Raw genomic sequence first — 15,508 nt, 5'->3', positions numbered from 1 at the left:
TCAAATGTAAGACACCGACGTCACGCGATAGGTGTGCATCTTGCCGCTGTCGTTGATCGAAACATACTCACCAACGATGAAGCGTTCGTCCGCGAAGTGGTAACCGACTTCGTCGGACAGGCCGGTTTCGTCGTCATAGTGAAAAGCCCAACGACCGCCCGACCGATGAACGAGTTGACCATGCTGGTCCTGCTCACCAGGGCGCTGGCGCACGACCCTGCAGGCGTCGCGATGCTCCCGCCATAGCCTTGCATCGATGCGGTCTTCGGAATCGAGCGGCGCCACGATGATGTAGGCCACCTCGGCATCGCCCTCGGGATAGCCGGGCTCGCGGGCAAGCGCGAGCCGGAATTGCCGGAACTGCGCCGGCAGGGAGGCGTTCAGGATTGGCTTCGGCTGGGTCGTGGACATTTCCTATGGCTCCTTGGTTGATTAGCTCTGTTCAGCCGCAGCGCCTGCCGTTGGGGCGGCGCCGGCTCTGGATTTCCTCAAGCTCTTGACGATGATCGTGATCAGCGGCACCAGTACCAATGGCAGTACGCTGTTCAGGGGGTGATGCACTATGCCGGTGAATTGCGATTGCAGCGCGCGGGCCTCGGTCTGCAGCGCTTCGACCGCCGAGCCGTGAATCTCTGTCGCGAGCTCAATTTCGCGACCCGAAGGCGGCCTGCCGGCAACGACAAACAGCACGGCCGCGATCACAAAATTGACAATGCCGAGGATCGCCGCGGCCGAAATCGCGCTCCAGATCTGCACCAGCGCGAAATAGGCCGACAGTTCCAGCATCAACAACCCGAACCCCGCGATCAGCGCGGCAAACGCCCGTAGCCCGAGCCCGACCAGCATGTGCCGCAGCCGGATCTCGGCGATGATGCGGTCGGTCCGCCACAGAGCGCGCAGCTGCTTGACGACATTCTCGCTGTTCACGTTAGTGCCTCCTCAGCATGAAACCAATGGCGACGCCGAGCGCGAAGGCGGATGCCAGCGCCGCAATCGGCCGCTCCGCGATCAGTTTCTCGACATGCTCCTCTTCCGCGCTCAAGGTGTCGCCGAGTTCGTGCAGGGTGTCCTTGATTTGCTCGACGAGCGCATCGCTGCGGCTCTTCGCGGCATCAAACATGCCGTCGGCGGGCGCGCTCATAAGGTGCGACAGCTCACTCTTGAGCGCGTGCAGCTCGTCACTCAGTTCGCTTAATTTGACCATCGCCCGTTCTCGTTGCCTGCATCTAAGAAACTCTAGGTGAGGCGCCGGCACCACCATTTGATTTGGCTCAACTTTCGAGAGGCATTGCTGACTTGAGGCAGGTCAACATGGCCGCCGCGCGCAGGGCCTAGAAGGGAGCACTATGTAATTGTGGGAATATCATCTTGGCGACCGCACCCTTGTTAACGGCTATGCCGTCGGGCGATACGCTTGAACTGCGTCCGGGCGGGTCCTGGACGGCGGCGAATGCCGCCACCCTTGAACGGCTTTCCGACGACGTTGCGCCGCAGCTCGACCAGGCCGGCATCGTCAAGGTCGATATGGCCGGGCTACGCGAACTCGACACGCTCGGCGCCTGGCTGCTCGAAAGAATGTCGCGGCGGGTGACTTCTGCGGGTCGCCGTGCTGAAATCATCGGCGTCGCGGACAACTATTCCGGCCTGATCGAGGAGGTTCGCCAAGTCAACCGACGGCCGCCGACGCCGCCCCCGGCGCGCAATCCCATTGTGGCGAAGATCGGTGACATCGGCCGCGGCACCATCGGCGCGAGCGAAGACGTAACCGCATTCCTCCAGATGCTGGGCTCGCTGTGCATCGCCATTCTGGGCGTGATGCGCCGGCCACGATCGCTGCGGCTGACGTCGCTGACCTACCAGCTCTACCGCGTCGGCTGGCAGGCGATTCCGATTATCGTGCTGATCACCTTCCTGATCGGCGCCATCATCGCGCAGCAGGGTATCTTCCATTTCCGAAAGTTCGGCGCGGATTCCTACGTCGTCGACATGGTCGGCATTCTCGTGTTGCGCGAGCTCGGCGTGCTGATCGTTGCCATTATGGTCGCCGGCCGTTCCGGGAGCGCCTACACCGCCGAACTCGGCTCGATGAAGATGCGCGAGGAAATTGACGCGCTTTCGACCATGGGACTGGACCCCATCGAAGTGTTGATGTTGTCGCGGATTCTCGCGCTGGTTTGCGCGCTGCCCATCCTGAGCTTCATCGGCTCGATGGCGGCGCTTTACGGCGGCGGCCTCGTCGCCTGGTTCTACGGCGGCATGGGGCCGGCGATCTTCATCGCGCGGCTGCATGAGGCGGTCTCCGTCACCCATTTCCAGGTAGGCATCATCAAGGCGCCGTTCATGGCGCTGGTGATCGGTATCGTCGCGTGCAGCGAAGGGCTGCGGGTGAAGGGAAGCGCGGAGTCGCTCGGCAAGCAGACCACCACTTCGGTGGTCAAATCGATCTTTCTGGTGATCGTGCTCGATGGGCTGTTTGCGGTGTTCTTTGCATCGATCGGAATGTAGCGATGCAGGAGGGCGCGGAACAGTTTGCCATTCGGGTGCGCGATCTCGTGGTCGGCTTCCGCCGCCATATCGTGATTGATCATCTTGCGCTGGATGTACGCCGGGGCGAGATCCTCGGTCTGGTCGGCGCTTCCGGCGGCGGCAAGTCGGTGCTGATGCGGACCATCATCGGCCTGATCCCGCGACAGGGCGGCGAAATCGAGGTGATGGGTTCATCGATCAACCATGACCGCGCCACGCGGAGCGCGGCCGGGCGATGGGGCATCCTGTTCCAGCAGGGCGCACTGTTCTCATCGCTCACGGTGCGGCAGAACATCCAGTTTCCGCTGCGCGAGAATCTCGCGCTCTCGGAAGCCCTGATGGACGAGATCGCAACCGCCAAGCTCGAAATGGTCGGGCTCAAGGCGGAAGACGGCGACAAGTTTCCTTCCGAATTGTCCGGCGGCATGACCAAGCGCGTGGCGCTGGCGCGCGCACTCGCGCTCGATCCCGCAATCGTGTTTCTCGACGAGCCGACCTCGGGGCTGGATCCGATTGCCGCCGGCGATTTCGACGCCCTGATCAAGACATTGCAGAAAACGCTGGGGCTGACGGTGTTCATGGTGACCCACGATCTCGCCAGCCTCAATACCGTCTGCGACCGCGTTGCGGCGCTGGCCGACGGCAAGATCGTCGCCATCGGGCCGATGCGCGAACTGCTTCAATCCGAGCATCCCTGGGTGCGAGCCTATTTCCACGGCAAGCGCTCCCAGATGCTGCAACCCAAAGCGAGTTGAGACATGGAAACCCGCGCACCCTTCGTCGTTGTCGGCGCCTTCGTGCTGGCTGCTATTGCCGCCGTGTTCGGCTTCGTCTACTGGCTGCAGAATGCCGGAGGGCTCGGCCCGCGTACGTCTTACCATTTGCAGTTCGAAGGCTCGGTGCCTGGGCTGTTGGTCGGCGCCGCGGTGCTGTTCAACGGCATCCGGGTCGGCGAAGTGACCGAGCTTGGCCTCGTATCCGACAACCCGCGCGGCGTCAATGCGACTATCTCGGTTGCCTCGACGACACCGGTGCGTGCAGACACCAAGGTCGGCCTGGAGTTTCAGGGCTTGACTGGCGTTCCCGTGATCGCGCTGGAGGGCGGCTTGCTGATGGCGAAGGCCGACAAGGTACCGACGCTCGTCGCCGAGCCCGGCGCGGGGCAGGGGATGACGCAGGCCGCCCGCGATGCGTTGCGCAAGGTGGATTCGGTGCTGACGGAAAATTCTGGCGCGTTGAAGGACACCATCGCCAATTTCAAGGTGTTTTCAGAAGGCCTGGCGCGCAACACCGGCAAGCTCGACGGCATTGTCGCTGGCCTCGAACGCATGACCGGTGTGACCAGCCCGCCGCCGAAAATCACCTACGATTTGCGCGCGCTGCAAAATCCGGGGCCGGTGGGCAAGGTCATCAATGTGCAATGGGCAATCCCGGAGCCGACGGCGGTCGCGATGCTGGAGACGCAACGCTTCCTGTTCTCGCCAGCGCAGGATTATCCCGTATTCGCGGAGGCGATGTGGGCCGATGCGCTGCCGAAATTGATACAGGCGCGACTTATCGAAAGCTTTGAGAATTACGACATCGCGCATGCACCGCTGCGCATGGCCGATATCGGACAGACCGAATTCCAGCTGCTGATCGATGTCAGACGGTTCCGCATCGCCGTCGAATCCGGGCCGGTAGCCGAAATCGGATTGTCGGCCAGGATCGTCGACAAGAACGGTAAGGTCGTCGCCTCGCGGCTGTTCGAGGAGAGCGAGAAATTTGCCTCCGTCATGCCGCCCGAAGCCGTCGCCGCGTTCAGCGAGGCGTTCGGCCGGATAGCCAGAAACATAATCGCCTGGACGGTACAGGCGTACTAGGCGCGTTTTCATAGTTTGCGCCAAGTCAAAGTGCCCTCATTTCGCACGTGGTTTCTTGTAGCGATTCGAAGCGCAGGAGCATCCCCATGTTGCCCTTTACACCAGAGCAATTCCTTGGGGTGTTTGTGAACTACAACCACGCTATTTGGCCGATCCAGATCGCAGCGTATGTGCTTGGCGCCCTCTCAATCGCATCATTTTTTCGGAGAACACGAGCCGATGATCGCGTCATCACAGGGATTTTGGCCGCGATGTGGCTATGGACCGGTGTTGCCTACCACGCGCTTTCATTCTCCGCGATCAATAACGCGGCCTACATTTTTGGTGCGCTGTTCATAATCCAGGGCTGTTATCTTGTTTATGCCGGCGTGTACCGCGATCAAATTCGTTTTGGCCTACGACCCATCCTAGCGACTGGAGTAGGAATTTCCTTGGTGGCTTATGCAGCGATCGCCTATCCATTGATTGGCCTAGCCACTGGGCATCGTTATCCCGAGATGCCAATGTTCGGCGTCACGCCTTGCCCAGTAACAATTTTCACGTTTGGGATGCTACTGCTGACGGTGCATCCTGTGCCGAGCTGGCTCTTTGTCGTTCCTTTCGTCTGGTCACTGATTGGTGGCAGCGCCGCCGTTCTCCTGAATGTGCCGCAAGACTGGCTTCTGCTCGTCAGCGGCTTCATCTCTTCACTATTGGTGTTTTTCCGAGATCGACATCAGACGCTACAGAGTACCCGGGCAGCATAGGAACGAGTTTGAGCACTTCTGCTCAAGGTCATTCGACCGGGTCGAGCGTCAGCAGGTCGGCAATCTTCAGGATCGGGCTGGAAGGCGGACATGGTGGGATGTCCAGTTAAAATGCCTTCGGCCAGCGCCTCTGCGAAGGGCTCGATCGGGTAACGCTTGTGCAGCGTCCGGAACGGCGGTGCGATCTTGAGAGGCCTCGGTGAAACCTTGTCGCTCGAATGACACTTCGCGCAATTGTCTACTGCAAAAATTGCTCCGCGCAGTTCTTGAGGTGAAGCCGCTGCCGCTGGCGTCAAGGTGCGAGCTTCAACGCTAGTGGCATCAGAACTCGTCCCATCAACTCCGACCCTGTGGAATGCGCTATCCAAGCTGGAATCGTACATTGTAAATCCCAAACCTCAGCCAAGTTGATCTGAATCAACGGCGAGTGGTGAAATGAAATTGTATCTTCGAGCTCTTGAGAAGCGGGCTAAGCATGGGAGGTGCGGCTGCCGGGATATTCGGCGACCAATCCGATGCTCGATCGGGCAGGGCAATGATACGGACCGAGTTCAAGTCCGGCGACTTTCGGCCGCTGCGCGGCCTGTACCGTCCGATCGCTCTCGATCTGCGGCGCGCTTGATCAGGTCGACATCGTGCAGTTCGAGCGGATTGTCCACCACGTTAAGCTGGCGCCCAATGAGGCGCTTTTCATGGCAGGTCAGGTTGCCGGTTCCGTCCACGGTCTGACGGCCGGTGTTGCACGTATGTACAAACTGCTGCCGGACGGAAGGCGGCAGGTGATCGGCTTTGCGTTGCCGGGAGATTTTCTCGGCACGGTGCCGTCCGATCGCTACAGCTTCTCGGCAGACGCGATCGGGTCGGTGTCACTGTGTCACCTTTCCCGGGAAGCGTTCGCACAGTTTATCGAGCAGCGGCCGCAATTTCTCATTCGAATCAACGAATTTGCCGCACGTGAACTTATGCTGGCTCAGGAGCAGATGCTGCTGTTGGGCCGGCGCACGGCGGAAGAGAAGGTCGCGTCCTTCCTCGTCGGTTGGCGACAACGTCTGGCGCATATCCGCAACGGGCCGCAAATTCTCGCACTGCCGATGAGCCGGCAGGACATCGCAGATTATCTGGGGCTGACGATCGAAACGGTGAGCCGGACGTTGACCCGGTTCGAGCGCCAGAAAATGCTCATCATTGTCTCCGGCGGCGTCCGCCTACTGGACCCAGCCAGGGTCGCGGCCGTGGCGGCGGCAAGAAAGATTCGGCGCAAGTGATGATCCGATGATTCGGGGCGAAGCCTGAAATTCAGTGTGCGGAGAGTTCTCTCAAAGGCCGACCCGTTCCCCTGCAATTGACATGAAAATGCCCCGCGACGCTCAGTCAGTTATGACCGGGCGATGACGGGGCAGTCTTAGGAGAAAACGGCGAGACTGCCGAATGATGATGCGAGACATCCTTGTCGTGCATCATGTGGGTCCATAATTCATCCGTTACGCGACGCTCGCATTGACATGGATCAACCGGCTGTTGGCGGAGATTCACGCGGTACGGCGATAAAGATTGCCTGATCGCACTTCAATTTGACGTAGCGCAAACTTCCAATCGGCATTCTGGGCGATCCATACCCTCAGCACACGAGCTGGCGAGGGGACTATCATGGACGCAACAACCACTGCGCATCAGGGCCGAGCGCTCTGGCTTTCAACCATCGCCTTCACGATTTGCTTTGCGGTCTGGACGATCTTCTCGATCATCGGCATCCGCATCAAGCAGGAGCTGGGGTTGAACGATACCCAGTTCGGTCTTCTCGTCGGCACGCCCATCCTCAGCGGATCGCTGATCCGATTGCTGCTCGGCATCTGGACCGATCAGTATGGCGGACGGCGGGTCTACACCGTCGTCATGCTAGCAGCGGCCGTCGCAACCTATCTGCTGACTTGGGCGACTACGTACTCCGAATTCCTGGTGGCTGCGTTCTTCGTCGGCATCGCCGGCGGTTCATTCGCGGTTGGTGTCGCCTACGTCTCGCGATTTTATCCCGCGGGCAAGCAGGGCACCGCCCTTGGCATCTTCGGCGCCGGTAATGTCGGCGCCGCCGTCACCAAGTTCATCGCGCCCTTCGTGCTGGTTGCCTATGGCTGGCAGACCGTTGCCCAGGTCTGGGCGTTGGTGATCGGCTTGATGGGAATCGCGTTCTGGCTCTTCTCGGAAGAAGATCCGGTCGTTCGTGCGCGGCGGGCGAAGAACGAGAAGCCGAGCAGCGCCTGGCTCGAGCTCGAGCCGCTGAAGAACATCCAGGTCTGGCGTTTTGCGTTGTACTATTTCTTCGTGTTCGGCGCCTTCGTCGCGCTGGCGCTGTGGCTGCCGCAATACCTCATCAAGGTCTACGGCGTCGATATCAAGACCGCCGGCATGGTCGCTGCGATGTTCTCGCTGCCCGCCAGCGTGTTCCGGGCCTATGGCGGCCACCTCTCCGATCGCTACGGCGCACGGCGAGTGATGTACTGGACCTTCCTGGTCGGCGTCGCCGCCACATTCGTTCTGTCCTATCCGCCGACCGATTATCTTGTGAAGACGGTCAACGGCACGGTGAGCTTCCACCTTGAAATGGGGCTGGTGCCGTTCACGGTGACCGTGTTCGTGCTCGGCTTCTTCATGGCGCTGGGCAAGGCGGCCGTCTACAAGCACATCCCGGTCTATTATCCCAACAATGTCGGCGCCGTCGGCGGACTGGTCGGAATGATCGGCGGTCTCGGCGGCTTCGTGCTCCCGATTACGTTCGGTGCGCTCGTCGACCTGACCGGCCTGTGGACCAGCTGCTTCATGCTTCTGTTCTTGTTGGTCGCAGGCTCGCTGATCTGGATGCACATTGCGATCCGGTATATGGAACGCGGCGTCGTCGGCGAGGCGCTGAAGAAGCTTCCCGAGCTTCCCGAAATGCAGGAGATCCACAAGCCCGAGCATGTCGGCGCCTTGTCCGGCGCTGTCCTGATCGACTGGCGTCCGGAGGACAGGACCTTCTGGGACACCACCGGGCGTGCCATCGCGCGGCGCAATCTCTGGATTTCCATCCCGGCGCTGCTGCTGTCGTTTGCGGTTTGGCAGGTCTGGTCGGTCGTGGTCGCGAAGTTGCCGTCCGTCGGCTTCACGTTCACCACCGCCGAACTGTTCTGGCTCGCGGCGCTGCCGGGCATCTCCGGCGCGGTGCTCCGGATCTTCTACTCCTTCATGGTGCCGATCTTCGGCGGTCGGCTCTGGACCACGCTGGCGACCTGGTCGTTGCTGATCCCGGCCGTCGGCATTGGCTATGCCGTGCAGAACCCGTCGACGCCGTATCCGGTGTTCCTAGCGCTGGCGCTGCTGTGCGGCTTCGGCGGCGGCAACTTCGCCTCGTCGATGGCCAACATCTCCTTCTTCTTCCCGCGGGCGGAGAAGGGCAATGCGCTTGCGCTGAACGCCGGCCTTGGCAATCTCGGCGTCTCTACCGTGCAGTTCGTGGTGCCGATCATCATCACGGTCGGGGTGTTCGGCTGGTTCGGCGGCGACCCGGCAACAGTCACCAGCGGAACGCAGGCGTCATCGTTGTGGCTGCAGAACGCCGGCTTCATCTGGGTGCCGTTCATCATAGCCAGCGCGTTCGCCGCGTGGTTCGGCATGAACGACATCGCCTCCGCCAAGGCCTCGTTCGCCGATCAGGCGGTGATCTTCCAGCGCAAGCATAACTGGATCATGTGCTGGCTCTATACCGGGACGTTCGGCTCCTTCATCGGTTACTCCGCCGGCTTCCCGCTGCTCGCCAAGACCCAGTTCCCGATGGTTGACGCGCTGCCGTTCGTATTCCTCGGGCCGCTGGTCGGCGCGCTGTCGCGCTCGGCCACGGGGTGGATCTCCGACAAATGGGGCGGGGCGCGCGTCACCTTCTGGGTCTTCATCCTGATGATGCTCGGCGTGCTCGGCATTCTCTACTTCATCGGCATCAAGCACCAGCCGGGAGCGTTCTGGGGCTTCTTTGCGATGTTCCTCGTCCTGTTCTTCGCAACCGGTGTCGGCAACGCATCGACCTTCCAGATGATTCCCAACATCATGCGCAAGGAAATCGACCGACTGATGCCGACCGCCGACGCCTTGACCCGCCAACGCCAGGCCGAAAAGGAATCGGCTGCCATCACCGGCTTCACCTCGGCGATCGCGGCCTTCGGCGCCTTCTTCATTCCGAAGTCCTACGGGACCTCGATCGAGCTCACTGGAGGCGTCCAAGGCGCGCTGTGGGGATTCTTCATCTTCTACGTGATCTGCGTGGTGGTCACCTGGGCCGTCTACTCCCGCAAGGGCGGACTGCTCCATGACGTCGAGCGCACTCCCCGCATCTTACCCGTCACACAAGCTGCCGAATAAGGAAGCGAACGATGAGTCATTTTCTCGACAGGTTGTCGTTCTTCACGCGCCCCAAGGCCGAATTCGCTGACGGGCACGGCGTGATGACCACTGAGGACCGTTCCTGGGAGGACGGTTACCGGAAACGCTGGCAGCACGACAAGATCGTCCGTTCCACCCATGGTGTGAACTGCACGGGCTCGTGTTCATGGAAGGTCTACGTCAAGGGCGGCATTGTCACCTGGGAGACGCAGCAGACCGACTATCCGCGCACGCGGCCGGACCTGCCCAATCACGAGCCGCGCGGCTGTGCGCGCGGCGCGAGCTATAGCTGGTACCTCTATTCGGGCAACCGGGTGAAATATCCGCTGGTGCGCTCGCGGTTGCTGAAATTGTGGCGCGAAGCACGCGTGCTGATGACGCCGGTGGCGGCCTGGAAGTCGATCGTTGAGGACCCGAAGAAGCGCGCTGCCTATGTGCAGAAGCGCGGGCTCGGCGGATTCGTCCGCGCAAGCTGGGCCGAGGTCAACGAACTCGTGGCTGCGGCCAACGCCTACACCGCCAAGACCTACGGCCCGGATCGCGTCTTCGGATTCTCGCCGATCCCCGCGATGTCGATGGTGAGCTACGCGGCCGGCGCACGTTATCTGTCGCTGCTCGGCGGCGTCTGCATGTCGTTCTACGACTGGTATTGCGACCTGCCGCCGGCCTCGCCGCAGACCTGGGGCGAGCAGACCGACGTTCCCGAAAGCGCCGACTGGTATAATTCCGGATTCCTGATCCTGTGGGGATCGAACGTCCCGCAGACCCGCACGCCAGATGCGCATTTCTATACGGAGGTCCGGTACAAGGGCGCCAAGAGCGTGGTGATCTGCCCTGATTATTCCGAAGCTTCGAAATTCGCTGATCTTTGGGTGTCGCCGAAGCAGGGAACCGATGCGGCGCTTGCGATGGCGATGGGCCACGTCATCCTGAAGGAATTCCACGTCGAGCGTCAGGCCAAGTACTTCAACGACTATGTGCGCCAGTACACGGACATGCCGATGCTGGTGCGGCTGGTGAAGCGGGGCGATCACTTCGTGCCGGAGCGTTTCCTGCGCGCGTCCGACTTCGTAAAGGGGATGGACGAGGCCAACAATCCGGAATGGAAGACGGTCGCCTATGACGAGGCCTCCCGTGAGATCGTTGTGCCCAAGGGCTCGGTCGGCTTCCGTTGGGGCGAGAAGGGCAAATGGAGCCTGGAAGAGAAGGCGTCCGGCAATCAGGAAACAAGGCTCCGGCTGTCGCTGAGCGAGATCAAGGACGACACCTCGCCGGTCGGCTTCCCCTATTTCGGCAACCGAGAGCACGATCATTTTGCAGGCACCGACCATCCTGATGTGCTGAAGCGCAACGTGCCGACCAAGACGCTGCAACTGGCCGACGGCGAAACCGTCGTGGCGTCGGTGTTCGATCTGTTCCTCGCCAATTACGGCGTCGATCGCGGTTTCGGCGGCGAGAACATCGGCAAGACCTACGACGACCTGGAGCCTTATACGCCGGCTTGGGCGGAAAAGATCAGCGGCGTGCCGCGCGACCAGATCATCACGGTGGCCCGCGAATTCGCGCTCAACGCCGAGAAGACCGGCGGCCGCTCGATGGTGATCCTCGGCGCCGGCTTGAACCACTGGTACCACATGGACATGAACTACCGCGGCATCATCAACATGCTGGTGATGTGCGGTTGCATCGGGCAGTCCGGCGGCGGCTGGTCGCACTATGTGGGCCAGGAGAAGCTGAGGCCGCAATCGGGCTGGACGCCGCTGGCGTTCGGTCTCGACTGGGGCCGTCCGCCCCGGCAGATGAACTCGACGTCGGCTTTCTATGCCCACACCGACCAGTGGCGCTACGAGACGCTCGATGTCAAAGAAATCCTGTCGCCGACGGCGCCCGCCGGCCCCTGGGACGGCGCGCTAATCGACTACAACGTGCGCGCCGAACGGATGGGCTGGTTGCCGTCAGCGCCGCAACTGCAGACCAATCCGCTGGAAGTTTCCAAGCATGCCGCGGCGGCGGGGATGGAGGCAAAGGATTACGTCGCCAAGTCGCTGAAATCGGGCGATCTGCAATTGTCGTGCGAAGACCCTGATAATCCCAAAAACTGGCCGCGTAACCTCTTCGTTTGGCGCTCGAATCTGCTGGGCGCGTCGGGCAAGGGCCACGAATATTTCCTCAAGCATCTGCTCGGCACCAAGCACGGTGTGTTGGGCAAGGACCTCGGCGAGCACGGCCTGAAGAAACCGGTTGACGTAAAGTGGCACGAGGAAGCGCCGGAAGGGAAGCTGGACCTGCTGGTCACGCTCGATTTCCGGATGTCCACCACCTGCATGTATTCGGACATCGTGCTGCCGACGGCGACCTGGTACGAGAAGAACGATCTCAACACGTCCGACATGCATCCCTTCATCCACCCGCTGTCGGCGGCGATCGATCCGGTCTGGGAATCGCGCAGCGACTGGGACATCTACAAGGGCATTGCGGAAGCGTTCTCTCGGGTGGCGCCCGAAGTGCTCGGCGTGGAAAAGGACGTCGTGCTGACACCGATCATGCACGATACGGCCGGCGAGATCGCGCAGCCGTTCGACGTCAAGGACTGGAAGAAAGGCCAGATCGATCCGATCCCCGGCAAGACCATGCCGGCGGTGACGGTGGTCGAGCGCGACTATCCGAACCTCTACAAGCGCTTCACCTCGCTTGGGCCGTTGATGAATAAGCTCGGTAATGGCGGCAAGGGTATGAGCTGGAACACCGGCCATGAGGTCGACCTGCTCAAGAAGCTCAACGGCATCGTGACCGAGGAAGGCGCGAGCAAGGGGCTTGCCCGCATCGATAGCGCGATCGACGCCTGCGAAGTCATCCTGAGCCTCGCGCCGGAGACCAATGGCGAGGTCGCAGTCAAGGCCTGGGCTTCGCTCGAGACCTTTACGGGGAGAGATCACCAGCATCTGGCCCTTCCCAAGGAAGACGAGAAGATCCGATTCCGCGACGTCGTCGCGCAGCCGCGCAAGATCATCTCCTCGCCAATCTGGTCCGGCCTGGAATCGGAAAAGGTCTGCTACAACGCCGGCTATACCAACGTCCACGAACTGATCCCGTGGCGGACGCTGACCGGCCGCCAGCAACTCTACCAGGATCATCTGTGGATGCGCGCCTTTGGCGAAGGGTTCTGCGTCTACCGGCCGCCGATCGACACCAAGACGGTCAAACCGGTGATCGACCGCAAGCCAAACGGCAACGCGTCGGTGGTGCTGAACTTCATCACACCGCACCAGAAGTGGGGCATCCACTCCACCTACACCGACAATTTGCTGATGCTGACGCTGTCGCGTGGCGGGCCGATTGTCTGGATCAGCGAGATCGACGCCAAGGCCGCAGGCATTGTCGACAACGACTGGATCGAGGCCTTCAACACCAACGGCGCACTTGTTGCGCGCGCGGTGGTCTCGCAGCGGGTCAAGCAGGGCATGTGCATGATGTACCATGCCCAGGAGAAGATCGTGAACGTGCCTGGTTCGGAGCAGACCGGGCAGCGCGGCGGCATCCACAACTCGGTGACCCGGGTCGTGACCAAGCCGACGCACATGATCGGCGGCTACGCCCAGCAGTCCTACGGCTTCAACTATTACGGCACGGTTGGCGCCAACCGTGACGAGTTCGTCATTGTCCGGAAGATGTCGAAAATCGACTGGCTCGACACGCCGACTTTAGATCAGCCTGGTACCCCCCGTTTGGAGGCCGCAGAATGAAAATCCGCGCTCAAATCGCCATGGTGTTGAACCTCGATAAGTGTATCGGGTGTCACACCTGCAGCGTTACCTGCAAGAACGTGTGGACCAGCCGCGAAGGCATGGAATACGCGTGGTTCAACAACGTCGAGACCAAGCCGGGCATCGGTTATCCCAAGGATTGGGAAAACCAGGCGCGCTGGAAGGGCGGCTGGAAGCGCAAGCGCAACGGCAAGATCGAGCCGCGCATCGGCGGCAAATGGCGCGTGCTGGCGAACATCTTCGCCAACCCCGATCTGCCCGAGATCGACGACTACTACGAGCCGTTCACCTTCGACTACGCGCATCTGCAGCAGGCCAAGGAAATGCCGGCGATGCCGACCGCACGGCCGCGCTCGCTGGTGTCGGGCGATCGGATCGAGAAGATCGAATGGGGTCCGAACTGGGAAGAAATCCTCGGCGGCGAATTCGCCAAACGTTCGCAGGACTACAATTTCGAGGGCGTGCAGAAGGACATCTACGGCCAGTTCGAAAACACCTTCATGATGTACCTGCCGAGGCTGTGCGAGCACTGCCTCAATCCGGCCTGCGTCGCGGCATGCCCCTCGGGCGCGATCTACAAGCGCGAGGAGGACGGCATCGTCCTGATCGACCAGGATAAGTGCCGCGGCTGGCGCATGTGCGTCTCCGGGTGCCCCTACAAGAAGATCTATTACAACTGGTCCTCCGGCAAATCCGAGAAGTGCATCTTCTGCTACCCGCGCATCGAGGCTGGCCAGCCGACGGTGTGCTCGGAGACCTGCGTCGGCCGCATCCGCTATCTCGGCGTGGTACTCTATGACGCCGACCGCATCGCGGAAGCCGCAAGCAAGCCTGACGAGCGCGATCTGTACCAGGCTCAGCTCGACGTGTTCCTCGATCCGAACGATCCCAAGATCATCGCGGAAGCGGAGCGGCAGGGCATTCCGCATGCATGGCTCGAATCCGCCAAGGCCTCGCCGATCTGGAAGATGGCGATGGAATGGAAGGTGGCGTTCCCGCTGCATCCGGAATACCGCACGCTGCCGATGGTCTGGTACGTGCCGCCGCTGTCGCCGATCACCTCGGCCGCCTCCGCCGGCAAGATCGGCCTCGACGGCGAAATGCCGGATGTGAAGTCGCTGCGCATTCCGATGAAGTATCTCGCCAACCTGCTCACCGCCGGCGACGAGAAGCCGGTGACCTTGGCGCTGGAACGCATGCTGGCGATGCGCGCCTATATGCGGACCAAGACCATCGACGGTGTCGTCGACGAGGTGATCGCCCGGCGAGTCGGGCTCACGCCCGCACAGATCGACGAGATGTACCAGATCATGGCGATCGCCAATTACGAGGACCGGTTCGTGATTCCGACCGCGCACCGCGAACTCGGCGCGGACGCCTACGACATGCGCGGTTCCTGCGGATTCACCTTCGGCAGCGGCTGCGCGGGCGGCGAAAGCGAAACCAATTTGTTCGGCGCGCCGCGCAAGGCCAAAAATCCGATGGAGATGGCGTGATGAAGACGTTCAAGGTCCTGTCGGCCCTGCTGAGCTATCCGGCCCAGGGGCTGATCGACGCAGCGCCGGATTTCCTGGCCATTCTCGATGCCGAGAAAGTCGTGCCCTCGGCCTGTCGCGGCGCGCTCGACTTGCTGATCGAAGAAATCGCGGTTGGCGAGCTCTACGATCTCCAGGAGCGCTACGGTCTGCTGTTCGATCGCAGCAAGACGCTGGCGCTGCATCTGTTCGAGCACGTCCATGGCGAAAGCCGCGACCGCGGCCAGGCTATGGTCGACCTCAAGGCGATGTACGAGAAGGCCGACCTGTTCATCGCGGCGAACGAGCTGCCCGATTACGTGCCGCTGTTCCTCGAATTCCTGTCGACCCGGCCGCTCGCTGAATCTCGCGAGCTGCTGGGCCAGACCGCCCATATTTTTGCGGCTCTCGCCGAGCGGCTAGAACGTCGGCAATCGAAGTACAAGGCGGTGTTCGATGCGCTGGTCGCGGTCGCGGCGGCAGCCCCGTCGCGCGAGATTGTCGACGAGCTGTTGAAAGGCATCGATCCCGATCCGATGGATCTCGAGGCGCTTGATGCCGCCTGGGAGGAAGAGGAGGTGCGGTTCGGTCCGGGGAGCCAGGGGCAGGGCGCCTGCGGCCATGAGAGCCTGATCGCAAAACTTCGCCATGCCAGACGCGCGGTCGATCGCGCACCACGTCCGCAGTGA

General features: G+C 61.5%; 12 protein-coding genes. 9 read left to right on the top strand and 3 right to left on the bottom strand.

Translation table 11 applies throughout. The features are described 5' to 3' along the window. Genes GWE18_RS24835 through GWE18_RS24825 form a run of 3 tightly spaced genes read right to left on the bottom strand, consistent with a single transcriptional unit; the run spans nt 1 to nt 1,261 of the window. Complete coding sequence (locus tag GWE18_RS24835) at nt 1-411, bottom strand: hypothetical protein (RefSeq protein WP_275188326.1); 411 nt, start codon at nt 409-411, stop codon at nt 1-3. 21 nt (nt 412-432) lie between these two features. Then, complete coding sequence (locus GWE18_RS24830) at nt 433-927, bottom strand: phage holin family protein (protein ID WP_275188325.1); 495 nt, start codon at nt 925-927, stop codon at nt 433-435. A gap of 1 nt (nt 928) precedes the next feature. Beyond that, nucleotides 929-1,261: a hypothetical protein gene (locus GWE18_RS24825; RefSeq protein ID WP_275188324.1), complete on the bottom strand. Its 333-nt coding sequence runs from the start codon at nt 1,259-1,261 to the stop codon at nt 929-931. Between the two features lie 107 nt (nt 1,262-1,368). Here GWE18_RS24825 and GWE18_RS24820 point away from each other — a divergent pair, with 107 nt between their 5' ends. The 9 genes from GWE18_RS24820 (at nt 1,369) to narJ (ending at nt 15,508) form a co-directional block, all read left to right on the top strand. Next, entirely contained in the window at nt 1,369-2,505 is a 1,137-nt protein-coding gene (locus tag GWE18_RS24820) for an MlaE family lipid ABC transporter permease subunit (RefSeq protein WP_275188323.1), read from the top strand. A 2-nt stretch (nt 2,506-2,507) separates the two neighbouring features. Next, nucleotides 2,508-3,281, top strand: coding sequence for an ATP-binding cassette domain-containing protein (locus GWE18_RS24815; RefSeq protein WP_275188322.1), 774 nt, complete (start codon nt 2,508-2,510; stop codon nt 3,279-3,281). A gap of 3 nt (nt 3,282-3,284) precedes the next feature. Next, nucleotides 3,285-4,388, top strand: coding sequence for an MlaD family protein (locus tag GWE18_RS24810; RefSeq protein ID WP_275188321.1), 1,104 nt, complete (start codon nt 3,285-3,287; stop codon nt 4,386-4,388). Between the two features lie 86 nt (nt 4,389-4,474). Then, the gene (locus tag GWE18_RS24805; protein WP_275188320.1) at nt 4,475-5,134 is read left to right on the top strand and encodes a DUF6064 family protein; all 660 of its coding nucleotides are present in this window, start codon (nt 4,475-4,477) and stop codon (nt 5,132-5,134) included. A 635-nt stretch (nt 5,135-5,769) separates the two neighbouring features. After that, nucleotides 5,770-6,399, top strand: a complete 630-nt coding sequence (locus GWE18_RS24795) for a helix-turn-helix domain-containing protein (protein ID WP_275188318.1) — start codon at nt 5,770-5,772, stop codon at nt 6,397-6,399. A 382-nt stretch (nt 6,400-6,781) separates the two neighbouring features. Then, complete coding sequence (locus GWE18_RS24790) at nt 6,782-9,520, top strand: MFS transporter (RefSeq protein ID WP_275188317.1); 2,739 nt, start codon at nt 6,782-6,784, stop codon at nt 9,518-9,520. An 11-nt stretch (nt 9,521-9,531) separates the two neighbouring features. Beyond that, nucleotides 9,532-13,284: a nitrate reductase subunit alpha gene (locus tag GWE18_RS24785; RefSeq protein ID WP_275188316.1), complete on the top strand. Its 3,753-nt coding sequence runs from the start codon at nt 9,532-9,534 to the stop codon at nt 13,282-13,284. Continuing rightward, entirely contained in the window at nt 13,281-14,801 is a 1,521-nt protein-coding gene (gene narH / locus GWE18_RS24780; RefSeq protein WP_275188315.1) for a nitrate reductase subunit beta, read from the top strand. Before GWE18_RS24785 ends, narH begins: the two co-directional genes overlap by 4 nt. Further along, nucleotides 14,801-15,508, top strand: a complete 708-nt coding sequence (gene narJ, locus GWE18_RS24775; protein ID WP_275188314.1) for a nitrate reductase molybdenum cofactor assembly chaperone — start codon at nt 14,801-14,803, stop codon at nt 15,506-15,508. The genes narH and narJ overlap by 1 nt, the downstream gene beginning before the upstream one ends.

The organism is Bradyrhizobium sp. CSA112, from assembly GCF_029051645.1.
GTDB lineage: Bacteria > Pseudomonadota > Alphaproteobacteria > Rhizobiales > Xanthobacteraceae > Bradyrhizobium.
Note: the sequence above shows the minus strand (reverse complement) of the source record. Positions and strands in the feature narration are given on the sequence as shown.